Genomic DNA, 25,116 nt, shown 5'->3' with positions numbered 1-25,116 from the left:
AATGGGTGTGCCGGACACCGGCGACACAGCATGGATGCTTGCGAGCTCCGCGCTCGTGTTGCTGATGACGCCGGGTCTGGCCTTTTTCTATGGCGGCATGGTGCGTGCCAAGGGCGTGCTCAACATGATCATGATGAGCGTCAGTGCGATGGGCGTTGTCACGGTGCTGTGGGTGCTCTATGGCTACTCGATGTCGTTCGGCAACGATAAGTGGAGCGTCATCGGTGACCCCGGCCAGTATTTCGGCTTGAAGGGTCTCATCGGTGGTAATGCTGCTGCAGCAGTCGCCGCTGATCCGACGGCTGGCACCGTGGCGAAGGCCGCGGTGGACATTCCGCTCGCAGGCACGATTCCGCAGCTGGTGTTCGTGGCATTCCAGCTGATGTTCGCCATCATTACGGTCGCCCTGGTCTCGGGTGCCATCGCAGATCGCCTGAAGTTCGGGTCCTGGCTGGTTTTTGCGGCTCTCTGGGCGACGTTCGTCTACTTCCCGGTCGCACACTGGGTATTCGCGTTCGACGGCTTCACCGGTGAGCACGGCGGCTGGATTGCCAACAAGCTCAAGGCAATCGACTTCGCGGGTGGTACTGCGGTGCATATCAACTCCGGTGCCGCCGGCCTTGCGCTGTGTCTCGTTCTCGGCAAGCGCAAGGGCTGGCCGGGAACTCCGATGCGACCGCATAACCTGCCGTTCGTGATGCTCGGTGCCGGTCTGCTGTGGTTCGGCTGGTACGGATTCAACGCCGGTTCTGCGTTGAACTCGAATGGCACCGCCGCGTCGACGTTCATCACGACGACCGTGGCGACCGCCGCGGCCATGCTCGGCTGGCTGCTCACCGAGAAGATTCGCGACGGCCACGCCACCTCGCTGGGCGCCGCATCGGGCGTCGTTGCCGGGCTGGTTGTCATCACGCCCTCCTGTTCGTCGGTGAATGTGCTCGGTGCGTTGGCCATCGGTGCGATCGGCGGCATCGTCTGCGCCCTGGCAGTCGGGCTCAAGTTCAAACTGGGCTTCGATGACGCGCTCGACGTGGTCGGCGTGCACATGATCGGCGGCCTCACCGGCACGCTGCTCATCGGCTTCTTCGCCACCGCCGAGGCACCGGCGGCCGTCAAGGGCCTGTTCTACGGCGGCGGGTTCGACCAGCTGTGGCGGCAGGCAGTTGGTGCGTTCTCCGTTATGGGGTATTCGTTCATTGTCACGACTATCTTGGCCTTGATCCTGAAGTACACCATTGGCCTGCGCCTGAACGAGGAGGATGAGGTCAACGGTATCGATGAAGCAGAGCACGCTGAAACCGCATACGACTTCGCCACGGCGGGTACCGGTTCGAGCCTGAGCCGTCACGGCGCGGAGGAATGAGGGAAATGAAACTGATCACTGCGATCGTCAAGCCGTTCACGCTGGAAGACGTCAAGACCGGCCTCGAACAGACGGGTATCCTCGGGATGACCGTCAGTGAGGTCCAGGGATATGGACGCCAAAAGGGTCATACCGAGGTGTATCGAGGCGCGGAGTACTCCGTCGACTTCGTGCCCAAGGTGCGCGTGGAGGTCGTGGTCGATGACTCCGCCGTCGACAAGGTCGTGGACGTCATCGTGCAGGCTGCACGCACCGGCAAGATCGGTGACGGCAAGGTATGGGTCAGCCCCGTGGAGACCGTTGTTCGGGTCCGCACGGGCGAGCGGGGGTCCGACGCTCTCTGACGCATGCGATGTGACGTCTTCTTGCGGCCACACCGAATCAGCGTTAATTCGAGCGTCGGCCGTGGGAGGACTGAGATGACAAAGCAATCAAGAGATTCCGCCGCCGGCGCTTCCCGATGGGAAGCACCGGCGGCGGGCTCGTTTAAGCCCGCCAAAGACCTGGCCGCGGCCTGCCAGCAGCTGTTGGAAGGCGGTCAGCGCCAGTTGGATTCGGTCGCCTTGCGCGACGCACTCTTGGACCTGCACGAATTCTGGTTGTCTACCAAGGCCACCGAGATCGGGATCACGGCGACCAGCGGATTCGCCATCGTCGCCACCGGCGGCCTGGGCCGCGGGGAGTTCGTGCCGTACTCCGATCTCGACCTGATGCTGTTGCACGACAACATGCCTGCCGACGTCGTCACCCAGGTCGCCGAGCTCCTGTGGTACCCGCTGTGGGACGCCAATATTCGCCTCGATCACAGCGTGCGAACGGTGCCCGAGGCACTCAAAGTGGCCAGCGAGGATATCTCGGCCGGGCTGGCGATGCTGGAGGCCCGGCACATCGCCGGTGACTCCGAACTGTCCCAACTGCTGATCGGTGGGGCGCGGCGACAGTGGCGCACCGGAATCGCCGGCCGCTTCGACGAACTCGTCGACCAGACCAAGGCGCGCTGGCAGCGCAGCGGCGAGATCGCGCACCGCGCCGAGCCCGACCTGAAATGCGGCCGCGGCGGACTGCGTGACGTCCAGCTGCTCAACGCGCTGGCCATCGCCCAGCTGGCCGACGTCTACCCGAGCCACTCGCTGGCCTCGCCGACCGGATCGCTGGGTGGCGCGCATCTGGCGCTGCTGAACGTGCGCACCGAACTGCATCGGACCTCCAAGCGCGGCCGCGACCAGCTGTTGGCGCAGTTCGCCGACGAAATCGGCGCGGCACTGCGCATCGGTGACCGTTTCGATCTGGCCCGGGTGCTCTCAGACGCGGCGCGCACCATCAGCTACTACGTCGATGCTGGGCTGCGCACAGCGGCCAATGCCCTTCCCAAGCGCGGACTTTCGGCTCTGCGCCGGCCGGCGCGTCGCCCGCTCGACGAAGGGGTCATCGAATTCGCCGGCGAGGTGATCCTGGCCCGCGACGCCCGGCCGGAGCGCGATCCCGGCCTGATCCTGCGGGTCGCTGCGGCGTCGGCGACCACCGGACTGCCGATGTCGGGTTCGACGTTGAGCAGGCTGGCGGCCTCGGCCCCCGAGTTGCGCACGCCCTGGCCGCGCGATGCGCTCAACGACCTGCTGGTGTTGCTGGCCGCAGGCCCCACGACGGTGGCCACCGTCGAGGCGCTGGACCGCACCGGATTGTGGGGGCGGCTGTTCCCGGAGTGGGGCGCCGTCCGCGACCTTCCGCCCCGCGACGTCGTCCACATCTGGACTGTGGACCGGCATCTCGTCGAAACCGTCTCGCGGGCAAGCGCTTTCACTACCCGGGTATCGCGCCCCGATTTGCTGGTGCTGGGCGCCCTGCTGCACGACATCGGGAAGGGTCGCGGCGGCGACCACAGCGTCATCGGTGCCGAGTTGGCCGTCCAGGTCGGGACTCGACTCGGACTGTGGCCGTCGGACATCGACCTGCTCTCCGCCGTGGTGCGCTACCACCTGCTTCTGCCCGACACCGCGACCCGCCGCGATCTGCAGGACCCGCGGACCATCGCCCGTGTCATCGAGGCTCTCAACAGCGACCCGGTGCTGCTCGAACTGCTGGATGCACTGGCCGAGGCGGATTCATTGGCCACCGGACCGGGGGTGTGGGGCGACTGGAAGGCGTCGCTCATCGGCGACCTGGTGCGGCGCTGCCGGCTGGTCATGGCCGGCGAGCCGCTGCCGCAGGCGGATCCGGTTGATCCGCACCATCTTTCGCTGGCCGCCGATCTCGGGGTGCATGTCGAGATGACCCCGGGGGATAGCGCCCACACCTACAACGTCGCGATGATCGCCCCCGACCGGCGCGGCCTGCTGTCCAAGGCGGCCGGCGTGCTGGCGCTCAATTCGCTCCGGGTGCACTCGGCGTCGGTCAACAGCACCGGCGGTGCGGCGATCAACACCTTCGTGGTGTCACCACATTTCGGTTCACCACCCGCCGCCGAGCTCCTGCGCCAGCAGTTCATCCTCGCCCTGGGCGGCGAGCTCGACGTCATTGCCGCGCTGGAGAAGCGCGACCAGGAGGCCGCGCAGCCCGGCACCGGCCGGGTCGGTGAGGTCAAACTCGCCGTACCGATCAACGCAGTGCCCGCCCCGCCGCGCATCTTGTGGCATGACGGCAGCCAAGCGGGTCAGCTGATCGTCGAGATCCGCACCATCGACCGCACCGGGCTATTGGCGATGCTCACCGGGGTGTTCGAACGTGCGGCCGCCGACATCTCCTGGGCCAAGATCACCACGCTGGGCTCGTCGGTTGTCGACGCCTTCGGTATCTCGGTACTGGACGTGGAATCCATCGACGAGGTGCGCACGCAGCTCGAGGACGAGCTCTACGCGGTGCTGCCCACCCCGCCGCCGGCCAAGCCGGTCGAGGAAGCCAGCTAGCCGTGCCGCCGCCTGCGTCGGCGACGTCGGCGCTGCGCCAGATAGGCTTGCGTCGTGTTTGAATCCCTGTCCGACCGGTTGACCGGTGCGCTGGCTGGCCTGCGTGGCAAGGGTCGGCTCACCGACGCCGACATCGAAGCCACCACCCGTGAGATCCGGCTGGCGCTGCTGGAAGCCGACGTCTCGCTGCCGGTCGTGCGCACCTTCGTCAACCGCATCAAGGAGCGGGCGCGCGGCGCCGAGGTCTCCGGCGCGCTCAACCCGGCCCAGCAAGTCGTCAAGATCGTCAACGAGGAGCTCGTCGGCATCCTCGGCGGTGAGACCCGTCAGCTGGCGTTCGCCAAGAACCCGCCGACCGTGATCATGCTGGCCGGCCTGCAGGGCGCCGGTAAGACCACGCTGGCAGGCAAGCTGGCCAAATGGCTCAAGGGCCAGGGCCACACCCCGTTGCTGGTGGCCTGCGATCTGCAGCGCCCCGGCGCGGTCAACCAGCTCAAGATCGTCGGTGAGCGTGCCGGCGTCAACGTCTTCGCCCCGCACCCGGGCACCGCGCCCGACGCCGCTGACGCCGCAGATGCCGGCCCCGGCGACCCCGTCGCCGTCGCGGCGGCCGGTCTGGCCGAAGCCCAGACCAAGCACTTCGACGTCGTCATCGTCGACACCGCCGGTCGCCTCGGCATCGACGACGTGCTGATGGCGCAGGCCGCCGCCATCCGCGACGCCGTGCACCCCGACGAGACCCTTTTCGTCCTCGACGCGATGATCGGTCAGGACGCGGTGGCCACCGCCGAAGCGTTCGGCTCCGGCGTCGGGTTCACCGGCGTCGTGCTGACCAAGCTCGACGGCGACGCCCGTGGCGGTGCTGCGCTGTCGGTCCGCGAGGTCACCGGGGTACCGATCCTGTTCGCGTCGACCGGTGAGAAGCTCGAGGACTTCGACGTCTTCCACCCCGACCGGATGGCCAGCCGCATCCTGGGCATGGGCGATGTGCTCAGCCTCATCGAGCAAGCCGAGCAGGTCTTCGACCAGCAGAAGGCCGAAGAAGCCGCCGCCAAGATCGGCTCCGGTGAGCTCACGCTGGAGGACTTCCTCGAGCAGATGCTGGCGATTCGCAAGATGGGCCCCATCGGCAACCTCCTGGGCATGCTGCCCGGCGCGGGTCAGATGAAGGACGCGCTGGCCGCCGTCGACGACAAGTCGCTCGACAGGCTGCAGGCGATCATCCGCGGCATGACGCCGCAGGAGCGAGCCGACCCGAAGATCATCAACGCCTCGCGCCGGTTGCGTATCGCCAACGGCTCCGGCGTCACGGTGTCAGAGGTCAACCAGCTCGTCGACCGCTTCTTCGAAGCGCGCAAGATGATGTCGCAGATGGCCGGCGCGATGGGCATGCCCTTCGGGCGGCGCTCGTCGAAGAAGAACGCCAAGAATTCCAAGAACAGCAAGAAGGGCAAGAAGAGCGGGCGGGGCCCGACTCCGCCGAAGCGCAATCCGCTGCTCGCGGGCGGCATGCCGGGCGGGTTCCCCGATCTGTCCGGGATGCCCGAGGGCCTCAATGAGCTGCCGCCCGGACTGGCCGACTTCGATCTGTCCAAGCTGAAGTTCCCAGGCAAGAACTAAAACAGTTGGGGGCCCTACACGTTCGTGGTCGCGGCCTGCCCGACGGCGAACTCGTCGAATGGTGGATCGTCGACGGCGTCCTGCGCGCCGATCCGGTCGCTGACGCCGAGACGGTCTTCGATGGCGGGTGGATTCTGCCTGGTCTGGTCGACGCACACTGCCATGTCGGCCTGGGGGAGCGTGGCGAGATCCCGCTGGACGACGCGATCGTCCAGGCCGAGGTCGAGCGGGGCGTGGGTGCGCTGCTGCTACGCGACTGCGGCTCGCCGACCGACACCCGCAGCCTCGACGATCACCACGACCTGCCGCGAATCATCAGGGCGGGCAAGCATTTGGCCAGACCCAAGCGCTACTCGCCCGGTTTCGCCATCGAACTCGAAGACGAGTGGCAGCTACCCGAAGCGTTGGCCGCACAGGCCCGCCTCGGCGACGGGTGGGTCAAGTTGGTCGGCGACTGGATCGACCGGTCGGTGGGGGACCTGGCTCCGCTGTGGTCCGACGACGTGCTGCGGGCCGCGATCGCGGCCGTCCACGACGAGGGTGCCCGTGTCACCGCGCACGTGTTCAGTGAGGACGCGTTGCCCGGGCTGATCGGCGCCGGAATCGACTGCATCGAACACGGCACCGGACTGACCGACGACACCATCGAGATGATGATCGAGCACGGCACAGCCCTGGTGCCCACCTTGATCAACATCGAGAACTTCCCCGGATTCGCCGATGCCGCAACCAAATACCCGACCTACGCCGCGCACATGCGCGACCTCTACGCCAGCTGCTATTCGCGGATGGCCGCGGCACGCGAGGCCGGTGTGCCGATCTATGCCGGCAGCGACGCGGGCAGCACGATCGCACACGGCCGTATCGCCGACGAGGTCGAGACCCTTGCCCGGATCGGGATGAGCCCGACTGACGCACTCGGCGCGGCGTGCTGGGATGCGCGGCGCTGGCTGGGCCGACCGGTTCTCGACGACGGCGCCCCCGCGGACCTGGTGTGTTTCAGCGAGGATCCGCGCAGGGGCACCGACGTGCTGTCCAACCCCGACCGGGTGATCTTGCGCGGCCGGGTTTACTGACTCAGACGACGACGGCCGCCCTAGGTCGCGGGTACAGAGGCGACGACCGTGTAGAAGCCGCTTGCCTGCCAGGCCCACATGAAACCGCCCAGCGAGACTGGCGTGCTGCCCGCGTCGAGGTTGCCGTCGTTGACAAAAACCTTGCCAGTGCTCAGATCAATCCCGGTCACCACCACCCAGTGGTTTGCTTCTGGGGCAGCTTGAGGGTCGTTTTGGCCTGCAGCGTTGATGATGAGGAGCGCATCGACCGAGACAGCCACTGCTTTTCCAGCGGCAAGCGCGGCTTCGACGTCGGAGATCGCCCGTTGGCCGTCAGTCTGTGTTGCCTTGTTGGGGGCTTCACCGGGTTTGATGGCGTCGACGTACGACTTGCCGGTAGCTGTGAGACCCAGGATGTTCAGCAGCGCCACACCGTCGTCGTTGTAGACACCCGCTAACCCGGTGTCTTTCTTCGATCCCTGGTACATCGGTAGGGGCGGATCCACCACACTCGTTGTGGTTTCGCCCAGCGTGATGGCTTGAGCCTCAGTCAGCGCCTGTCCGGTGAGCTGCCCGATTATCGCGGCATCGGCTATCAGTACGCAGTCATTGTCGACAGTCTGCTTGATCCACCACTGGGCGGCCGCAACGGGATTGCCGTACTGGCCGCTGCCCGTCACGGTGACGTTGATCGTCTTCGTGATGGTGTCGGGTTGCGCGACGCCGATGGCGATGGCGATGGAGTGCAGCAGGTTTTGCAGCTGACCGAGCGCTCCCGGCTCGGCGGCCTTGGTTCCGTTGTTGATGCGGACCGTGAACTGGTCGACGATGCCGGGTTGGATCAGATCGGCACTGGCCACATAGGTGTACGTACCGTCAGGATTAAGGGTCAGCGTGCCGTATTTGGGCTGGGTTACGACGGTGTAGGTGAGCCCGTATCCGTTGTTGCTCTGCGCATTGAGGTTGCCGACGATCTCTTTGTTGGTGCCGCTTTGCGGGTCTTGGCTCGGGTTGGCGGTCGGCTTCCTGTTGAAGAAGATGTAGTTGAGCTGGCGAACCAGATCGCTCAACGCCTGCGCGGTTGTCGGTTGCGGTTGGGGCTCTGCCGAAGCGCCCACCGTCGCCGGTGACGGCCGTGTGGTCAGGTCCGTCGTAGCCGCAGCTGTGGACTTTGTCTGTATCGCTCCGTTGCTGTGATCATCAGCGACGCTGGTGCCAAAGGGCTCCAGTAATCGGCCTGTCGGCGCGCTGCCTACGGCCTTCGCCTGCGGCGCTGACTGCCCAAGGGCTGGGCGCAGAGAATTCGAAGTTGGCTTCGTGTGTGGTGCCGATCGGGCGACCGACGACGCCGATGTAGCGCCGGAAGCGGCGCTTTGCGAACCGGTCTCCGCGCTCGCGACGGCGGTGCCGGCCAACAACGACGCACCCAGGCCGGCAGCGGCGACGCCTGCGGCGAACCACGCCACAGCACGCGCCTTGCGGTTGATCCTCGCGCTTCGGTCAACCCCAGAGCTCTGAGCTTCGAACGATGAACCTGCCACCGCCCCACACCCCCTTCGGCTCGCCGTGGCCCGGGAATCTTCCTCGACCGGCAGACTCCACAGCCGGCAGGCCAGAGCATAAAAGCTTCACAGCAAATTGGAGAGCGTTTCGGACGAAGCGATTTGTACGGGACGGCGCTCTCGTCGCGACTCCCAGTTGTCCCTGACCACCGTGAAATTGCCAGACGCCGCCGTCAATTGGACCTAGGCTCCACTTTTGCCTGCGTAGACATCGCAGGCGCGACACCTGAGCGAATCCCGGTCATGGGGGGAGAGCCAAGATGAGTTCGATCGACGCCTTTGAAAGCAACCTGCGGGTTTGCGTGTACGGCGATCAACGTGCAAAGAGTGATGCCGCATTGCGGGCGGCTGTGCGGGCAGCGCTGCGGTGGGTGCCGACAACTCCGGTCGGGGTCGCGATCTCCGGGCTGACGGTCGCCCTGGGTCTTGGCGCCGCGGCGGTCTGGTCACCGGCTGTGGCGTCCGCTGATGCGACCGGGTCGGGTTCGCCGCTCTCGTCGTCGGCCGCGGGCGCGTCGGACTCGGCGGGACACGCCGGACGGCCGCGCACGGATCGTGTGCGGTCCGTTCATATCGCGCCCGCCACGCCCAGTGACGCACCCCCCAGGGGCGCGGCTACTTCGCGGGCGCACGCGCCGTCGCGCCCGGCAGCGGACGGTTCGACCTCGGATCGATCACCAACGGCGGTCGGGGTTTCGGGTAGCCAGCGCCCCGACAGGGCGGCCCCTGTTGGGGAGATGGTTGTTGCGACGAGTGTTCGTGCTGCCCCAGCGGCAGCGAGCGTGCAGAGTTCGGCGGCGGCAAGCCTGACATCCGGAATCGATTCCATCATCCGGCTTTTCATCGGCAATGGCACCGCGGACGATCCCAACGGCGGGATCCTCATCGGTAATGGCTACTCGTGGACCGCCGCGACGTGCGCCGGTAGCACGACCTGCAACGGTGGTAACGGCGGACTGATCGGTAACGGCGGCAACGGTTTCAACGGTGGTCGCGGCGGTTCCGCCGGCTGGTTCGGCACCGGCGGCAATGGCGGCGACGGGGTGAACGGTGCCAAGGCGGGCGCCGGCGGTAACGGTGGCAGTGGTGGTGCTGGAGGTCTGTTGGTAGGCAACGGCGGCCGCGGCGGTATTGGCGGGAGCGCCACCGTCACTGGTGGTGCCGGCGGTGCCGGAGGGAACGGCGGCAACACCGGGTTCATCTCGATATGGGGTACCGCGGGGTCCGGCGGATCCGGTGGGGCCGCCACCGCCGCCAGTGGAGTTGGTGGCACCGGTGGTACTGGCGGCAGCGCCGGCTTGCTGGCGGTGTTTTCCAACGGTGGCAAAGGCGGCGATGGTGGTGGCGGTCTGACCGGCGGCACTGGCGGCGGCGGCGGCACCGGAGGGCTCTGGGTGGGCAACGGCGGTGACGGCGGGTCCGGCGGTAACGGCAACAACGGCGGCAAGGGCGGGCAAGGCGCCGACGGTGGCAGTACCGGCCTGTTTTCTGTTCTCGGCAGAGGTGGAGACGGCGGTGATGGAGGTGCTGGTGGGGTCGGCTTGCGCGGAACGAGCCCGACTGGTGGCGGGGCGCCGGGTACGGCTGGCGGTACGGGTGGAGTTGGGGGCAACGGTGGCAACGGCGGTCAGGGCAGCTGGGTTTTCGGGACCGGTGGTGATGGCGGTGTAGGGGGTGACGGCGGGCCCGGCGGTATCGGAGGCAACGGGGCGGTCGGCGTCGCTGCCACTGCCGAGGGAGCCACCGGAGGTACTGGCGGTGTCGGCGGCGACGGTGGCGCGGGCAACGTAGGCGGGGTCGGCGGGCAGGCCGGAGTCGGTAGGTATCTGTTTGTGATCACCGCCAAAGGTTCACAGGGGCGTCTGGGTATTGATGGTGACGGTGGTGTTGGCGGCATCGGTGGTGACGGCGGGACTGCCGTCGCCGGAGGCGCCGGGGGGATTGGTGGTGCCGGCGGCGCCGGTGGGAAGGGCGTGAATGGGACGGCTTCCGTGACTGGCAGCGCAGGCGGTAAAGGTGGCGCCGGTGGTGTTGGCGGAATGGGGGCCGATGCCACAGCCGATGGGGCCACCGGTGGTGCTGGCGGCAAGGGTGGCAAGGGCGGCGCCGGTGGTGTCGGTGGCACTGACGGCGGCGCAGGCGGTGGTATCGGCGGCGCCGGTGGTAAGGGTGGCGCGGGCGGCGGGGGTGGTGCCGGCGCGGAAAGTGATGAGGGCGGCGGCAAGGGCGGCAAGGGCGGTGCCGGTGGCTACGGTGGCAACGGAGTGGATGGAACTGCCACCGTCGTCGGCAGCGATGGCGGTGACGGCGGTGATGGCGGGCCGGGCGGTGCCGGAGCCCCAACCAGCGGTAATGGCGGGAACGGCGGAACTGGCGGTGTCGGTGGCGCCGGTGGGGCTAACGGAGGCAAAGGCGCTGGAAATGACGGCACCGGTGGCACGGGTGGAGAGGGCGGTAAGGGTGCGCTTCCGAACGGTTCCAACGGCTCCAAGGGCTCCGATGGCGGCTAGCGGTCCGGGTTTCGGCTGCGTTTAGAGAACGGCGATGCTGTCAGACGGGTTCTGGGCGAAACCCCAGTCAGCAGCGCGGCCGCCTTGGTCAATTGCCTACTGCCCGCTGTGCCTCGGCGACATAGGTCTCCCCGGTCAGGCTGGTGCAGCCGGTCTTGCCACCGATGAAGCCCGGGTGATGGGCAGTGAGGGTTCGGCGAGATATCGGATTAATCGCCAAGAACCCGTTTGAGCGGGCGTTAGCAGGCAGGTCACAGTAATGTTCTCCGAAACATCCGCCGGGAGATGTTGGCACTGATCAGCTAGGGAGAGACCGTGAAGATCGCGAAACTGGCCGGAGCGGCCGCCACCATTGTCACGCTCGGGCTTGCTGGCGTCAACGCCGCACCGGCTTGGGCGACCGACAGCTTGAGGGTGTTCGGCGAGCAGGAAACGTTGAACGGGCCCGATGGCCTGCCGTACATCGGCTACGCCGTGGGAAAGCTCGTGCCCAGTAACGCCGCGGTGCCACACAGTGGCAAGTTGTACTCGGCCAAGCTGACGATCGACGGGTTCGGTGGTGGTTACCCACCATTCATCGAGCGCTTCGGTGCCCGGGCTGAGTCTGGCGATTTCTACCCATCCATCTGGGGCGCGTCGAACGCCGGAAGACTCTACTTCGACGTCGTCGGTGATATCCCGAACAGCGTCGTCTTCACCGACGGCACGCGCGACATCCTTGCCTGGGTGCCGGGTGAACCCGGCAGCACCGCGGCGCCCGTCATCGTGCCGCCGGATGAAGAGGACGAATCGCAGGTCTTGCCGGACAACCAGGGCGCCCCCAGTGCCCCGGCGCCGACAGGCGGCGATGCGGCCATCGTGGCCACGCCGAACAACCTGGCCAGCTCGCCCTATCAAATCACTGAGGGTGACGCCGCGCAGCCGGGGTTCAATGCGGGCGGACACCACTAGCGCAAGCGAACTAAAGCGTCGCGACGCCTTCGGCGGGGTTCTGGGCGAAACCCCAATCCAGCAGTGCGGCAGCCTGATCCCAGTAGGTGGGTCCGCCCTCATGGATCAGGCCGTACATCATCGCGATCACCAGTCGGCGCCCGCCGCGGTCGGCGGCGCCGACGAAGGTCTTGCGCGCGGCGTCGGTGAACCCGGTCTTGCCGCCGATCGCGCCGGGGTAGCGGGCCAGGAGTTCGTCCTGGTTGATCAACGGCTTGTCGCCGGTGTCGGTGGGAAACATCGCCGACGGCTGTGAGGTGATCTGCGCGAACACCGGGTTGGCCATGGCGGCGCGGAAGATCGCGGCCAGGTCGTGCGGGGTCGTCCATCCCGAGCCCCCCGGTCCGTCCAGCCCCGACGGGGTGGCGGCGTGGGTGTTGGTGGCGCCGACGGCGACGGCTTTGGCGTTCATCTTGTCCACCGCGGCATCGAAGCCGCCGAGCATGTCCGCCAGGGTGTTGGCGGCGTCGTTGCCCGACACCAGCAGCAGCGCGTCGAGCAGCTGGCGCGCGGTGTAGGTGCGGCCGGGGCGCACACCGGCGCAGTTGCATTCGACGAGGGTGTCGTTGTTATTCGCCACCACCGTCGCGTTCAGGTCGGGCAGCTCGTCCAGCACGGTCAGGGCCAGCAGCGTCTTGATGGTGCTGGCCGGCGGGTGGGCGGCATACATGTCCCGGCCCGCCAGCACCTGCCCGGTGTCCATGTCGGCGACGATCCACGCCGAGGCGGGGCCGTCTGGAATCGGGACGGAACCAGGCGGCTGATCGGTGTCGGCGTTGGCGATTGCGGCCGTCGAGGTCAGCAGGGTCAGCACCGTCATCGCGCTCACGAGAAGTCTGCGCATGGCCACCGAGCCTAACCCGAGGCCGGTGAGGTGTCCGACTTCAGTAGACGTCGCGCAGGTAGCGGTGGGCCTTGATCAGCTCGTTGACGTAGGAATGTGCGGCCGCAGCGTGCATGCCGCCGGCTTCGGCGACGATCTCGTGGATCGTCCGGTCGACGTCCTTGGCCATTCGATCGGCGTCGCCACAGACGTAGAGGTGCGCACCCTGCTCGAGCCAGGCGAAGAACTCGGCGGTGCTGTCCTTCATCCGGTGCTGCACGTAGGTCTTCGGCCCGTCATCATCGCGCGAAAACGCCAGGTCCAGCCGGGTCAGTGCGCCCGAGTTCAGGAATCCCGTCAGCTCGTCGCCATACAGGAAGTCGGTGGTGCGGCGACGGTCGCCGAAGAACAGCCACGCCTTGCCTGGTGCGGCGGCCGCTTGGCGCTCCTGCAGGAACGCCCGAAAGGGGGCGATGCCGGTCCCGGGGCCGATCATGATGATCGGCACGTCGGGGGCAGGGAGCCGGAAATTGTGGTTGGGGCGCAGGTGGATTCGCACTTCCTGGCCACTGGAGGCTCGGTCGGCTAGGAACGTGGACGCGACGCCGCCGCGGGCCCGCCCGCGGGCGTGGTAGCGGACGGTCGCGACCGTCAGGTGCAGGTGGCCGGGATGGGCCAGCGGGCTCGACGCGATCGAGTAGTCCCGAAACTGCAACGGCCGCAATACTTCCAGTACCTCGTCGACCGTCAGGTCGGCCAGCTCGAGCAGCTCGAGCACGTCGCGCCCGTACAGCCAGGACGACAGCACCGCAGGGTCGCCGGATCGTAGCGCCGCGGCCGCGTCGGCATCGTCGGTGCGGCTGGCGACCAACGCTTGCAAGGCGCGTGACGGCGCGCAGATCTCCAGATGGCCGGCCAGCAGTTCGCCCAGCGGCAGGTCCGCGCCGGTGGCGATGTGGGTAGCGTCGACGCCCAGCTTCGCCAGGATGGCCTCGACCAGGTCAGGGGAGTTGACCGGGTGCACGGCCACAGAATCACCGGCCTCGTAGGTGATCCCGGAATCGCCGAGATCCAATTCGACATGGCGGACTTCCTTGTCGGATTCCGCTGCGGTGAGCAGGCGGTTCACCACGGCCGTAGCCCGATACGGGCTCGCGTCCGTCCACGGGCTGACCTGGCGTAGCGGTGTCGGTCGCGGTTCCGCCGGTGTCGTGGCGGTGTGCCCGGATGCGGCGGCGCCGGCCGCCTCGAGCATCTTGGCGGTATCGGCTAGCCACTCCTGGGCGTCGCCTTCGCGGTAGCAGTCGAATTCGACGCGCTCGGCCAGCCGCTGTGCTCCGAGCTCGGTCAGGCGGTCGTCGATGATGCGGCCGGCGTTGCAGAACAATTCGTAGGAGCTGTCGCCCAGCGCCAGCACGGTGTAGCCAAGGCCGTCGAAACCGTCGTCGGTGGCCAGGAGCTCTTCCCAGAAGACCGTGCCGTTGTCGGGCACTTCGCCCTCGCCGAACGTCGAGGCCACCACGACGAAGTGGGTCGCGGCCCGGACGTCGTCGAGGGAGATGTCGTTGAGTTCAGTCTCGGTGGCATCGAGTCCGACAGCTTTGACTGCGTCGGCCAGTTGCATGGCGATGTACTCAGCGGTGCCCATGTCGCTGGCGTAGCCAATGATCAGTGAGAAGCCGCGACGCTCCGACACCCGTTCTCCTTGGTCGGTGGGGCTTTGGTTAGGGTTACCTTAGTCGCAATGTCCCGCTGGCGTGGACCTCCCCACCGCGGCCGGCCGCGACCGTGTTGAATCACACAAATGCTGAGTCTTGAAGAGATTTCGGATCGGTTGGAGATCCAGCAGCTGCTGGTGGACTACTCCACGGCGATCGACAGTCGCCGGTTCGACGACCTGGATCGCGTCTTCACCGCCGATGCCCACATCGACTACACCGAACTGGGCGGCATCGCAGGCACCTATCCCGACGTGAAGGTCTGGTTGTCCGAGGTCTTGCCCAATTTTCCGGCTTACTTTCACATGCTCGGCAACTTCGACATCCGCGTTGACGGCGACAAGGCGACGTCTCGGACCATCCTGTTCAATCCGATGGCCCTCGGTGACAACGGTCAGGTCATGTTCTGCGGCCTCTGGTATGACGACGAGTTCATTCGCACCGCCGAGGGCTGGCGGATGACGCGGCGCGTCGAATCGAAGTGCATCCAGAAGATCGTCTGAGCCCGGCATCGGTCAGCGTCGTGGAAGTGGCGACCGCGGCGATATTCCGTTCCCCATGTCTACTGAATTGTCTGTTCGTAGTTTGTGGCACCCTGCGACCGCCCGTATGAATGTCGTGACTGACGGAATCCGTTCGCTTGGAGGGTATTTCGTCGCGGATCGGCGACAGCCGGATAGCCGTGATCACGAGCCGAGCTTGAGCGCCTACTTGATCGGTGAGTAGGCGCCGTCGGCCACCACCACCCGCGTTCCTCGGGCGTCGTCAGGATCAGTTGGCCGGCGGGGTCAGAACGGTGTCGATCATGTACACGGTTGCGTTGGCTGTGTGTACGCCGCCGCACACCACCGATGCGCCATTCACCTTGAGGTTGTTGCCTGAGCCGGTCACGGTCACCGGTGCGCCTTGCACTGTTGGGTGGGTGCCGTCGATGTCGGTCGGACTGAGCTGACCGGCCACGACGTGGTAGGTGAGAATTTTGGTCAAACCCGCAGAATCGGATTTGAGCGCGTCAACAGTGGATGGCGCCAGCTTGGCGAAAGCAGCGTCGGTCGGCGCAAACACGGTGAATTGTCCGCCGTCCAAAGTGTCGACGAGATTCACGTTCGGATTGAGCTTGCCCGAGACAGCAGCAGTCAGGGTGGTCAGCATCGGGTTGTTCGACGCGGCAACGGCGACTGGGTCTTGTGCCATACCGGCGACAGAGCCTGGACCGGTGGGAACCTGCGTGGCATAACCCGCGCACCCTGGTCCGACCAAGTCATTGGTCATATCGGCGCCGGCAACGCCGGTCGAGATCGTGAGAAGGGCGGCCGCGGTCAGGGTTGTCGCTGCCACTGCGATGTCGCGTTGAATGTTCATTGACGTGTTTGTCCTCCGAGTCATCGGCGGCCAGGTGCCGCCTTCGTGGTGTACGAATGGGATTCGGAGCCGAATCCGCCGCGGATTGGTCGAACGGGAGACTCGCTCAATATGCGCCGGCTCGCTGTCCGCAGTGACTTCCACAGCCATCCGCGGTCTCGTTGGTTTCGAATTCCCTTGTGTGTCAGGCGGCAGCGCGGAGCGAGAACTACACCACGGGGCTCCGTGGATGGCGGCGGTGGCCGTGAGCGGTGCGCGCGTGCCCCGAATGGATTGCGCTGACAATCACCGGCGGCCTGGCCAACCCGTGGTGGTCGGGGGACTCGACACACTACGCTTCGGTTCGATGAGTGGATCGCCGCAATCCGGCAACGACCTCGATGCTTTGGTGTGTCTGGTCGGCCGCGGTGATGTCGACGCTTTCGCCGCGCTCTACGACCGGACCCGCACGCGCGTGTTCGGATTGATCGTGCGGCTCCTGCGCGACCCGGGCTATAGCGAAGACACCACCCAGGAGGTCTATCTCCAGGTCTGGCGCAGCGCTGCCCAATTCGATCCCGCGGCGGGTTCGGCACTGGCGTGGCTTTTGACCCTTGCTCATCGCCGCGCCGTGGACAGAGTCCGCAGCGAGGAAGCGGCCACGCGGCGCGACCTGCGCTACGGCGCGGCGAGCGGTGAACCGGCTGCCGATGTCGTGGTCGAATCGGCAATCCAGCACGACGAGGCCCGGCGGGTGGCTGACTGCCTGCAATCGCTGACTGACCTGCAGCGCGAATGTATCGAGTTGGCCTATTACCGCGGGCTGACGTATGTCGAGGTGTCCCAACGGTTGGCCGCGAACCTGCCGACAGTCAAGTCGCGCATGCGTGACGCGCTGCGCGGCCTGCGAACGTGTTTGGGGGTGTCATGACCGGTCCGTTGAACCCCGAATTGTTGGCGTTGGCCACCCCGTATGCCCTTGACGCCGTCTCCGACGCCGAGCGCGCAGACATCGAGCTGCGCCTGGCTGCCGCGCCCGCCGACGTCGTCGAACACTTCCACGACGAAGTGCGATCCGTGCGCGAGACGATGGCCGCTTTGTCGGCCAGCACACGTGCCGAACCTCCGCCAGAATTGCGTGAGCGGCTCCTGGCCGCGGTCGGACCGGCGCAGAATGCCCAAACACGCCGGCGCACAACCATATTGCTGGCGGCAGCTGCTGCACTGGTGGTGGCCCTGGCCGCCGTCAGTGTGGGGTTGGCGCTGCGGCCGGCGCCGCAACGGTCGACCGCCGAACAGGTGATCAGCGCGCCTGATATGCATTCGGTCAGCGCGCCCATCCCCTCCGGCGGTATCGCAACAGTCGTGTACTCGCGCGACAAGAATGCGGCAGTGTTGGTGATGAACAACGTCAATCCGCCTCCTCCCGGCACCGTCTACCAGATGTGGTTGCTGGGTGGCCAGGAACCGCGCTCGGCAGGCACGATGACACCCGAAAGCGTCGGCCCATCGACCACCGCGGTAGTGGCAGATCTGCAGACCGCACGTGCGCTGGCGTTCACCGTCGAGCCGGGTAACGGCTCGCCGCAGCCGACAACCACGCCCTTCGCCGAGCTACCGCTGACCTGAGCCGTGGCCGCCCCGCGCCGAAAAGTCCGGTATCACCGACAACTTCGGACGATCACCGATCCACACCCTGGGTGGCTCCGAACCCCTTGGGTAGCTCGGTGCCGGCACCTGCCGTACCGGGGCGCAGGGAAGGGGCCACGATGGACGGTCTGCGGGTCACGGCGCGAGTACTTACCCGCGCGGTGATAACGACGACGGCGGTGTGCAAGGCCGTCGGGACGTGTGGTCGCAACCTCTTGGGTGATCACGAGCCGGCGGCCGCCGGGCTGCGAGGCGCATTCTGCGAGCGGCAACCAGCACCAGGTCGGCGATACCACGAGGGTTTTTCACCAACAATCACGATCCATGGCCAGGGCGGCACCGAATACTGATCATGGCCGCGCTGCTGCTAATCGGTTTACTCGGTGGGTTGATCACGGGCATCTCGCCGTGTGTTCTTCCAGTCTTGCCAGTCGTATTCCTCTCGGCGGCAGACACCGGCGACGGGCGTGATATCGGTTCAGTGAAAACGGCTGGGGTGACGACGGCATCGGCACGTCTGCACAGATTTCGCCCGTATCTGGTGATCGCAGGACTGGTCTGTAGCTTCAGCGTCGTTACTCTCACCGGTTCGGCTCTGCTGTCTGCATTGCACCTGCCACAGGACGCGATCCGGTGGGTTGGCCTAGCCGCATTAGCCCTCATCGGTGTGGGGTTGATCTTCCCGCAGTTGGAAGCACTCCTCGAAAAGCCCTTCGCCGCAATCCCACAACGCAACTTTGCCTCGGGCAGGACCGGTTTCGGCCTCGGGTTGGCGCTGGGGGCGCTGTATGTGCCGTGTGCAGGTCCGGTGCTGGCCGCTATCGTATTGGCCGGCGCCACCGGACACATCGGCGCCGGCGTCGTATTACTGACTGTGGCGTTTTCGCTCGGTACGGCGCTGCCGCTGACCGTCTTCGCTCTCGCGGGGCAGCGGATCACCCAGCGTGTCAAGGCGTTTCGTGATCGCCAACGCACGATACGCGTGGCTGCCGGAATCGTGACATTAGCGTTGGCGGTTGCGCTCGCGTTCGATCTGCCCGCGGAGTTGCAGCGAGCGCTGCCCGACTACACCAGCTCGTTACAGGACAAGATCGAAGGATCTGATCAGCTCGGGGAAAAGCTGGACCTCGGCGGACTCATCAATGACCAGAACCGTGAGCTGTCCGACTGCACCAACCACGCAGCACAGCTGCAAAGTTGCGGCACCGCGCCCGACATCCGGGGCATCACGGAATGGCTGAACACCCCTGGCGGTGCCGCGCTGAATCTGGCGGACCTTCGCGGCAAGGTCGTCCTGGTCGACTTCTGGGCATACTCCTGCATCAACTGTCAGCGTGCCCTCCCACATGTGATCGACTGGTACGCCAAATACAAGGATCTGGGACTACAGGTCATCGGCATCCACAGCCCCGAATATGCCTTCGAAAAAGTGCGGTCCAACGTCGCCAGCGGCGCGGCCGCCCTTGGCATCACCTATCCGATCGCCTTGGACAACAACCTGTCGACCTGGGTCAATTACCGCAACCGCTACTGGCCCGCGGACTACCTGATCGACTCCGCCGGCACGGTGCGGCACATCACCTTCGGAGAGGGCGACTACGCCGACACCGAACGGTTGATGCGTCAGCTCCTCACCGACGCGCATCCGGGTGAAAAGCTACCCGCACCAGGTGATTTCCCCGACATCACACCACCGCAGGGGCTGACCCCCGAGACGTATTTGTCGGTGGGCAAAGTCGTGAACTACGGCGGTGAGGGCCAATACCGACAAGGCGAACGGAATTATCAATACCCGGCCCAGCTTCGCGACAATGCCTTCGCCTACCGTGGCACGTGGTCACTGGACTACCAGGGCGCGATCGCGGATGCCGACGACTGCGCCATCGAACTGAATTACCGGGCCAAAGACGTCTATCTGGTCGCTGGGGGCGCCGGAACCGTGACGGTGTCCGACGACGGCCAGACCCGGGTGATCCCCATCAGCGGACCGCCCACCAGCCACCAGATCGTGGCGGCCAACGATGTTGCGGCTCGACACCTCGAAATCCGCGTCAGCCGCGGAGTCCAGGCGTTCTCCTTCACCTACGGCTGAGAATCCCACCGGTGTTTGACGGCGGGGCCACCGATCATCGAGGCCAGTCGCGGCGGGTTCTTGCCCAGGGTATTCGCGCTCTGCCGGCAACGAGTGGAGGATTTTTGGTCGTAGCGATTAACACCTGACCAGCGGGATCTGGCACAATTGGCGGCTGTCCGACCCGCGACCACGGTCGCGCGCCGGTCACGCACGCGAGGCAAAACCGGATCCGGCACTTCCGCCGGCGTCGCTGAATTGCAGCGTGATACCCACAGGAGTTAGTTCATGGCTGTCAAGATCAAGCTCACCCGGCTTGGCAAGATCCGCAACCCCCAGTACCGCATCGCTGTCGCTGACGCGCGCACCCGCCGCGACGGCCGCTCGATCGAGGTCATCGGCCGCTACCACCCCAAGGAAGAGCCGAGCCTGATCGAGATCGATTCCGAGCGTGCTCAGTATTGGTTGTCCGTCGGCGCCCAGCCCACCGAGCCGGTCCTGAACCTGCTGAAGATCACCGGTGACTGGCAGAAGTTCAAGGGCCTGCCCGGTGCCGAGGGCACGCTCAAGGTCAAGGAGCCCAAGCCCAGCAAGCTCGACCTGTTCAACGCTGCGCTGGCCGAGGCCGACGGCGCCCCGAGTGGCGAGGCCACCCAGGCCAAGAAGAAGAAGGCGCCCGCCAAGAAGGCCGAGGCCGCTGAGGCCGAGCCCGCTGCCGAGGCCGTCGCTGAGGCTGAGCCGGCCGCCGAAACCACTGAGGCCGCCGCAGAATGAGCTCGGTCGTCGTAGACGCCGTAGAGCATCTGGTTCGCGGGATCGTCGACAATCCCGACGACGTCCGCGTGGACATGGTCACCAACCGGCGGGGACGCACGGTTGAGGTCCATGTCCATCCCGAAGATCTGGGCAAGGTGATCGGCCGCGGTGGTCGCACCGCGACCGCGTTGCGCACCCTGGTCGCCGGAATCGGTGGCCGGGGTATCCGCGTCGACGTGGTGGACACCGACCAGTAACTAGGTCGGGCAGGAGCGAAGCGACCCGGGGAGGAGCCGAGTGGAGCTCGTCGTCGGTCGCGTGGCCAAAGCTCACGGGATCACCGGCGAACTGGTGGTCGACGTTCGCACAGACGATCCCGACGAGCGGTTCGCGCCCGGTAATCGGTTGTACCTCAAGCCTTCTCGTGGGGGAGCCGGCAAGGACGTCGTCATCGAGACGGCGCGTCCGCACGGAGCCCGCCTGCTGGTCCGGCTGAACGGGGTATCCGACCGCAATGCCGCCGACGCGTTGCGCGGCAACCTGTTCGTCGTCGACACCGCCGATCTGCCCGAGATCGAGGACCCCGACGAGTTCTACGACCACCAGCTCGAGGGGCTGGCGGTCCGCACTGTCGACGGCCGCGCGCTCGGCTCTGTCGCCGAAGTGCTGCATACCGCCGGCGGTGAGCTGTTGGCGGTCCGCGGCGAAGACGGGGCCGAACTGCTGGTGCCGTTCGTCGGTGCGATCGTGACATCGGTATCCCTGGCCGACGGGGTCGTCGAAATCGATCCGCCGGAAGGGCTTTTGGATCTGGACGGCTTGACCTGAGATGCGGGTTGACGTCGTCACGATCTTTCCCGACTATCTAGCCCCGCTGCGACAGTCCCTGCCCGGCAAGGCCATCGAGTCGGGAATCCTGGACGTCACGGTGCACGATCTGCGCAGCTGGACCCACGACGTGCACCACTCCGTGGACGACTCTCCCTATGGAGGCGGTCCGGGCATGGTGATGAAGGCTCCGGTCTGGGGTGAGGCACTCGACGAGATCTGCACTGAGGCAACACTTCTAGTGATACCGACTCCGGCGGGCAGGCTGTTCACGCAGAACGATGCGCAGCGCTGGACGGCGGAATCGCATCTGGTGTTCGCCTGCGGTCGGTACGAGGGCATCGATCAGCGGGTCGCCGAGGACGCGCGCCGGCGGATGCGCGTCGAAGAGGTCTCCATCGGCGACTATGTGCTGGCCGGCGGCGAGGTGGCGGCACTGGTGATGATCGAGGCGATGGTTCGGCTACTTCCCAATGTGATGGGCAATCCGCTGTCACACCAAGACGATTCGCACTCGCCGGACAAAGACGGCCTGCTGGAGGGGCCGAGTTACACCCGCCCGCCGACGTGGCGCGACCTGCCGGTGCCCGAGATCCTGCTCTCCGGTGATCACGCGAAGGTCGCGGCCTGGCGCCGCGAGCAGGCCCTGGAACGCACTCGCGAGCGCCGGCCGGACTTGCTGGGGGAGTAATGAATGCCTCGGCGCGGTTCGGGTTATCGAGCGGTGTCGAGGGGTATGAAGGAATGCGTGACTCGTCCAACCACCGGCGCTCCGCCAGAACCGGCGGCCGCGCAGGTGACGGGCCGTCAACGCAATCTGGTCTTCCTGGCAGTGGTGCTGGGCATGCTGCTGGCCGCTCTGGACCAGACCATCGTGGCCACCGCACTGCCGACCGTCGTCGCCGATCTCGGCGGGGCCGGCCACCAGTCGTGGGTGGTGACCAGTTATCTGCTGGCCTCGACGATCGTCACGGCGGTGGTCGGCAAGCTCGGTGACACGTTCGGCCGCAAAGTGGTGTTCCAGGCGGCTGTGCTGTTCTTCCTGGCTGGATCGGTGCTGTGCGGATTGGCCGGGTCGATGACCGTGCTGGTCGCTTCCCGTGCCCTGCAGGGCATCGGCGGCGGCGCAATCACCGTCACGGCGGTCGCCGTCATCGGTGAGGTGATCCCGCTGCGCGAACGCGGCCGCTACCAGGGTGCACTGGGCGCGGTGTTCGGCGTCACCACCGTGGTGGGGCCGCTACTCGGCGGGCTGTTCACCGACCACCTCGGGTGGCGGTGGGCGTTCTGGGTGAACGTCCCGGTCGCGGTGGTGGTGTTGATCGTCGCGGCGTGGGCGATTCCGAAACTGGGCCGCAGCTCGCGGCCGGTCATCGACTACTCGGGCATTGTGCTGATCGGGCTCGGCGCGGCCGGCCTGACCCTGGCCACCAGCTGGGGAGGCACCACCTACCCGTGGGGCTCGGCCACGATCATCGGGCTGTTCGTCGGCTCTATCGCCGCGTTGGTGGCATTCGTCGTCGTGGAAAGCCGCGCGACCGAGCCGATTCTGCCGATCCGGCTGTTCAAAGACCCGGTGTTCACGGTGTGCTGCGTGCTGTCCTTCGTCGTCGGCTTCGCGATGCTCGGCGCGCTGACGTTCCTGCCGACGTATATGCAGTTCGTCGACGGCGTCTCGGCGACGGTGTCCGGACTGCACACCCTGCCGATGGTGGTGGGCCTGCTGGCGACGTCGTTGACCAGCGGTGTCATCGTCGGGCGCACGGGGCGCTACAAGATCTTCCCGGTCGTGGGGACCGCGGTGATGGCAGCCGGTTTCGTGTTGCTGTCGTTCATGGATGCACACACCTCGGTGCTGGTGCAATCCCTGGACCTGCTGATTCTGGGTGCCGGCATCGGGCTGAGCATGCAGGTGCTGGTGCTGACCGTCCAGAACACCGTGGACTTCACCGATCTGGGCGTCGCCACGTCGGGCGTCACCTTCTTCCGGACCATCGGCAGCTCCTTCGGCGCCGCGATCTTCGGCTCGCTGTTCAGCAACTTCCTGGCCGACCGGCTGCCCGCTGCGCTGGCCGCCAGCGGCACCTCCGCTGCGGTCGCACAGTCACCACAGGCGCTGCACAAGCTGTCCCACGAAGTCGCCGCCCCGATCGTCAACGCCTACGCCGACTCGCTGAGCAGGGTGTTCCTGTTCGCGGCGCCCGTCGCGGTGGTCGGATTCGTCCTGGCCCTGTTCCTCAAGCAGGTTCCGCTGCGCGACGCCGCAGCCATGGGCAGCACCGACTTGGGCGAAGGCTTCGGAATGCCGACGACGGAACCCGCTGAGAAGGTGCTCGAGGTGGCGGTCAGCCGGCTGCTACGCGAGTCCCGTGGCATGCACCTGCCTGCGGTGGCCCAATCGGCGGGTATCCATCTCGACACCGCGCGGATGTGGGCCCTGCTCCAGGTCTACCGGCATGCGCAGATGGCGGGTGCGGCCGATCTCGCCGCCATCGCCGCACGGCATCGGGTGCCGGTGGAGATTCTCGAACCGGCCTTCGCTCGGCTGGTCGCGGCCGGCTATGCGCAACGTGCCGGGGACTACTTCTCTCTCACCGCATCCGGTGCGACGGAGGTGAACTACGCCCGCAACCTCATCGCCAGCTGGATCACCGACACGCTGACCCGCTCGCCCGCATTCGAAGGCAGGCCGGACCGTTTGCAGGTGCAGGGCGCAATGGAACGCATCGCCCGCAACGTGTTGGCGCAAGAGGACGGGACGGATACCACGGCCACCCGTCCGTTGGTGATGGGTGCGGGGCGTCCCGCACCGGATGCCGCAGCCACCACCCGCCTTCCGATAGGGCCGGCATTGAGTGCGGGTATCGGCAACGAACCGACCCGGCCGTTCCGGCCGCGCGCTGAAATCCGCCGGCCGCCGCCGCCCGGACAACCGCGTCGCTAGACCCGCCCGTCGGGGAACATCGTCTTCACTGCCTGCGTCATGGTCGCGCGCGCGGTGGCGTCATCGACCGGCTGAAGGGAGGCCATGGCCATCACGAAGCGATGGTCGGCGCCGATGACGCCGGTAGTCATGTGCAGCCAGTTGCCGCCGTTCCAGCAGCACATCCAGCCTTGTTTGACCGCAACGGGTTCGGCGAACAGTCCGTCGGGGATCCCGAACCGCTGCGGATAGCCGTCGATGCCGGTGGGGGTGGAGTGCGATAGGTCGCCCAGAATGACGGCAGCCTCATCGGCGGGCAAGCCGCCGGCGCCGTCGAGCAGCATGTCGTAGTAGCGCACCAGATCCGCGGTCGTGCTCATGGTGTTCCACCAGTTGCCGTCGTAGGGCGCGCTGGTCGATCCCAAGCCGTACCGTGCGGTCACCCGGCTGATGATCGAGCTGCCGCCGCCCTCACTCCAGAACACATCGGCCGCGCTGTCGTCGGACGACCGCAACATCACGTCGAAGGACTGCTGCTCGTCAGTGGTCAGTTGCCGCTGGCCCTTGGCCACCTGCAGCAGGAGATCGTCGGCGATGAACAGTTTGCTGACCGATGCGATCGGGAAGGGGGCGCCGTCGCCGCCGGAGACCGTTTTGCCGGTGTTGCGGTCGAGCACTGTGAAGCTGATGTCGGCGCCTTCTTGAGCAGCGTCGGACGCGGCCGCCTTGGCGCGCATGTCCAGGCCGGCTACCGGATCAAGTGGCGCATCGGGCAGCGGAACGAGGACGGGAGCTTGCGGGACGTCACCTGGGCCGGCCGACAGCAGGTTCACCGGACGGGAACTGTCGCCTGCGCCGGCGCTCACCTGGGCCGAGGATGCGGCGACCAACACGCCGATCATCGCCGCCGCTGTGCCGGTGACCAGCATCGACAGATGCCGTCGCATGACGATCTCCTCGAAGCTCTGGTGGAACGCAGGATTGTGGGTTGCCGCGTTGCCGC

General features: G+C 66.5%; 21 protein-coding genes. 16 read left to right on the top strand and 5 right to left on the bottom strand.

Features of this window, described 5'->3' with window-relative positions; all coding sequences use genetic code 11:
* Position 1: 1 nt before the first annotated feature.
* The 5 genes from CG716_RS02820 to CG716_RS02800 all read left to right on the top strand — a co-directional run bounded on the left by CG716_RS02820 (position 2) and on the right by CG716_RS02800 (position 6,962).
* On the top strand, positions 2 to 1,363 hold the full coding sequence (locus CG716_RS02820) for an ammonium transporter (protein WP_094476236.1): 1,362 nt from the start codon (positions 2 to 4) through the stop codon (positions 1,361 to 1,363).
* Positions 1,364 to 1,368: 5 nt separating this feature from the next.
* Positions 1,369 to 1,707, top strand: a complete 339-nt coding sequence (locus CG716_RS02815) for a P-II family nitrogen regulator (RefSeq protein ID WP_005148837.1) — start codon at positions 1,369 to 1,371, stop codon at positions 1,705 to 1,707.
* A gap of 75 nt (positions 1,708 to 1,782) precedes the next feature.
* Complete coding sequence (locus CG716_RS02810; protein ID WP_094476234.1) at positions 1,783 to 4,266, top strand: [protein-PII] uridylyltransferase; 2,484 nt, start codon at positions 1,783 to 1,785, stop codon at positions 4,264 to 4,266.
* Between the two features lie 54 nt (positions 4,267 to 4,320).
* Complete coding sequence (gene ffh, locus CG716_RS02805) at positions 4,321 to 5,886, top strand: signal recognition particle protein (RefSeq protein WP_094476232.1); 1,566 nt, start codon at positions 4,321 to 4,323, stop codon at positions 5,884 to 5,886.
* A gap of 5 nt (positions 5,887 to 5,891) precedes the next feature.
* On the top strand, positions 5,892 to 6,962 hold the full coding sequence (locus tag CG716_RS02800; RefSeq protein WP_094476230.1) for a metal-dependent hydrolase family protein: 1,071 nt from the start codon (positions 5,892 to 5,894) through the stop codon (positions 6,960 to 6,962).
* A gap of 20 nt (positions 6,963 to 6,982) precedes the next feature.
* On the opposite strand, the gene CG716_RS02795 is transcribed toward CG716_RS02800, so the two are convergent.
* Positions 6,983 to 8,011: an Ig-like domain-containing protein gene (locus tag CG716_RS02795; protein ID WP_133066856.1), complete on the bottom strand. Its 1,029-nt coding sequence runs from the start codon at positions 8,009 to 8,011 to the stop codon at positions 6,983 to 6,985.
* A 752-nt stretch (positions 8,012 to 8,763) separates the two neighbouring features.
* Here CG716_RS02795 and CG716_RS31035 point away from each other — a divergent pair.
* Positions 8,764 to 11,013: a hypothetical protein gene (locus CG716_RS31035; protein ID WP_165773998.1), complete on the top strand. Its 2,250-nt coding sequence runs from the start codon at positions 8,764 to 8,766 to the stop codon at positions 11,011 to 11,013.
* Between the two features lie 315 nt (positions 11,014 to 11,328).
* Positions 11,329 to 11,964, top strand: coding sequence for a DUF1942 domain-containing protein (locus tag CG716_RS02780; protein WP_094476224.1), 636 nt, complete (start codon positions 11,329 to 11,331; stop codon positions 11,962 to 11,964).
* Positions 11,965 to 11,974: 10 nt separating this feature from the next.
* Here CG716_RS02780 and CG716_RS02775 read toward each other — a convergent pair whose 3' ends face one another.
* Positions 11,975 to 12,847 (bottom strand): D-alanyl-D-alanine carboxypeptidase family protein, encoded by an 873-nt coding sequence (locus tag CG716_RS02775; protein ID WP_094476222.1) that lies wholly within the window; start codon positions 12,845 to 12,847, stop codon positions 11,975 to 11,977.
* A gap of 40 nt (positions 12,848 to 12,887) precedes the next feature.
* Positions 12,888 to 14,522 carry a diflavin oxidoreductase gene (locus CG716_RS02770; RefSeq protein ID WP_094476220.1) on the bottom strand — a complete coding sequence of 545 codons (1,635 nt, stop codon included), beginning with the start codon at positions 14,520 to 14,522 and terminating at the stop codon, positions 12,888 to 12,890.
* A 108-nt stretch (positions 14,523 to 14,630) separates the two neighbouring features.
* On the opposite strand from CG716_RS02770, the gene CG716_RS02765 reads away from it, so the two are divergent.
* Positions 14,631 to 15,047, top strand: coding sequence for a nuclear transport factor 2 family protein (locus tag CG716_RS02765; RefSeq protein ID WP_094476219.1), 417 nt, complete (start codon positions 14,631 to 14,633; stop codon positions 15,045 to 15,047).
* A gap of 268 nt (positions 15,048 to 15,315) precedes the next feature.
* Here the strand turns inward: CG716_RS02765 and CG716_RS02760 are convergent, their stop codons facing one another.
* On the bottom strand, positions 15,316 to 15,906 hold the full coding sequence (locus CG716_RS02760) for a fasciclin domain-containing protein (RefSeq protein ID WP_207760557.1): 591 nt from the start codon (positions 15,904 to 15,906) through the stop codon (positions 15,316 to 15,318).
* A gap of 346 nt (positions 15,907 to 16,252) precedes the next feature.
* Between CG716_RS02760 and CG716_RS02755 the strand changes: the two genes are divergently transcribed.
* The 8 genes from CG716_RS02755 (at position 16,253) to CG716_RS02720 (ending at position 24,134) form a co-directional block, all read left to right on the top strand.
* Entirely contained in the window at positions 16,253 to 16,816 is a 564-nt protein-coding gene (locus CG716_RS02755) for a sigma-70 family RNA polymerase sigma factor (RefSeq protein ID WP_094476598.1), read from the top strand.
* Complete coding sequence (locus tag CG716_RS02750; RefSeq protein ID WP_094476218.1) at positions 16,813 to 17,514, top strand: anti-sigma factor; 702 nt, start codon at positions 16,813 to 16,815, stop codon at positions 17,512 to 17,514. Before CG716_RS02755 ends, CG716_RS02750 begins: the two co-directional genes overlap by 4 nt.
* A 373-nt stretch (positions 17,515 to 17,887) precedes the next feature.
* Positions 17,888 to 19,627: a cytochrome c biogenesis protein DipZ gene (locus tag CG716_RS02745; protein ID WP_094476216.1), complete on the top strand. Its 1,740-nt coding sequence runs from the start codon at positions 17,888 to 17,890 to the stop codon at positions 19,625 to 19,627.
* A gap of 267 nt (positions 19,628 to 19,894) precedes the next feature.
* On the top strand, positions 19,895 to 20,380 hold the full coding sequence (gene rpsP / locus CG716_RS02740; RefSeq protein WP_094476214.1) for a 30S ribosomal protein S16: 486 nt from the start codon (positions 19,895 to 19,897) through the stop codon (positions 20,378 to 20,380).
* Positions 20,377 to 20,619, top strand: coding sequence for an RNA-binding protein (locus CG716_RS02735; RefSeq protein WP_005148848.1), 243 nt, complete (start codon positions 20,377 to 20,379; stop codon positions 20,617 to 20,619). Before rpsP ends, CG716_RS02735 begins: the two co-directional genes overlap by 4 nt.
* 40 nt (positions 20,620 to 20,659) lie before the next feature.
* Entirely contained in the window at positions 20,660 to 21,190 is a 531-nt protein-coding gene (gene rimM, locus CG716_RS02730) for a ribosome maturation factor RimM (RefSeq protein ID WP_094476212.1), read from the top strand.
* Position 21,191: 1 nt separating this feature from the next.
* Entirely contained in the window at positions 21,192 to 21,881 is a 690-nt protein-coding gene (gene trmD / locus CG716_RS02725; RefSeq protein ID WP_094476210.1) for a tRNA (guanosine(37)-N1)-methyltransferase TrmD, read from the top strand.
* 57 nt (positions 21,882 to 21,938) lie between these two features.
* Positions 21,939 to 24,134, top strand: a complete 2,196-nt coding sequence (locus CG716_RS02720; protein WP_264005812.1) for an MDR family MFS transporter — start codon at positions 21,939 to 21,941, stop codon at positions 24,132 to 24,134.
* Here the strand turns inward: CG716_RS02720 and CG716_RS02715 are convergent.
* On the bottom strand, positions 24,131 to 25,060 hold the full coding sequence (locus CG716_RS02715; protein WP_094476206.1) for a serine hydrolase: 930 nt from the start codon (positions 25,058 to 25,060) through the stop codon (positions 24,131 to 24,133). The genes CG716_RS02720 and CG716_RS02715 overlap by 4 nt on opposite strands.
* Positions 25,061 to 25,116 lie beyond the last annotated feature (56 nt).

Origin of the sequence: Mycolicibacterium sphagni (genome assembly GCF_002250655.1) — a bacterium.
GTDB lineage: Bacteria > Actinomycetota > Actinomycetes > Mycobacteriales > Mycobacteriaceae > Mycobacterium > Mycobacterium sphagni.
Note: the sequence above shows the minus strand (reverse complement) of the source record. Positions and strands in the feature narration are given on the sequence as shown.

What these genes read in the sequence shown, in the direction of transcription:
- CG716_RS02820 (WP_094476236.1), top strand. Translation starts at nt 2, where the DNA reads ATGGGTGTGCCGGACACCGGCGACACAGCATGGATGCTTGCGAGCTCC.
- CG716_RS02815 (WP_005148837.1), top strand. Translation starts at nt 1,369, where the DNA reads ATGAAACTGATCACTGCGATCGTCAAGCCGTTCACGCTGGAAGACGTC.
- CG716_RS02810 (WP_094476234.1), top strand. Translation starts at nt 1,783, where the DNA reads ATGACAAAGCAATCAAGAGATTCCGCCGCCGGCGCTTCCCGATGGGAA.
- CG716_RS31035 (WP_165773998.1), top strand. Translation starts at nt 8,764, where the DNA reads ATGAGTTCGATCGACGCCTTTGAAAGCAACCTGCGGGTTTGCGTGTAC.
- CG716_RS02775 (WP_094476222.1), bottom strand. Translation starts at nt 12,847, where the DNA reads ATGCGCAGACTTCTCGTGAGCGCGATGACGGTGCTGACCCTGCTGACC.
- CG716_RS02765 (WP_094476219.1), top strand. Translation starts at nt 14,631, where the DNA reads ATGCTGAGTCTTGAAGAGATTTCGGATCGGTTGGAGATCCAGCAGCTG.
- CG716_RS02760 (WP_207760557.1), bottom strand. Translation starts at nt 15,906, where the DNA reads ATGAACATTCAACGCGACATCGCAGTGGCAGCGACAACCCTGACCGCG.
- CG716_RS02755 (WP_094476598.1), top strand. Translation starts at nt 16,253, where the DNA reads ATGAGTGGATCGCCGCAATCCGGCAACGACCTCGATGCTTTGGTGTGT.
- CG716_RS02750 (WP_094476218.1), top strand. Translation starts at nt 16,813, where the DNA reads ATGACCGGTCCGTTGAACCCCGAATTGTTGGCGTTGGCCACCCCGTAT.
- CG716_RS02745 (WP_094476216.1), top strand. Translation starts at nt 17,888, where the DNA reads ATGGCCGCGCTGCTGCTAATCGGTTTACTCGGTGGGTTGATCACGGGC.
- rpsP (WP_094476214.1), top strand. Translation starts at nt 19,895, where the DNA reads ATGGCTGTCAAGATCAAGCTCACCCGGCTTGGCAAGATCCGCAACCCC.
- CG716_RS02735 (WP_005148848.1), top strand. Translation starts at nt 20,377, where the DNA reads ATGAGCTCGGTCGTCGTAGACGCCGTAGAGCATCTGGTTCGCGGGATC.
- trmD (WP_094476210.1), top strand. Translation starts at nt 21,192, where the DNA reads ATGCGGGTTGACGTCGTCACGATCTTTCCCGACTATCTAGCCCCGCTG.
- CG716_RS02715 (WP_094476206.1), bottom strand. Translation starts at nt 25,060, where the DNA reads ATGCGACGGCATCTGTCGATGCTGGTCACCGGCACAGCGGCGGCGATG.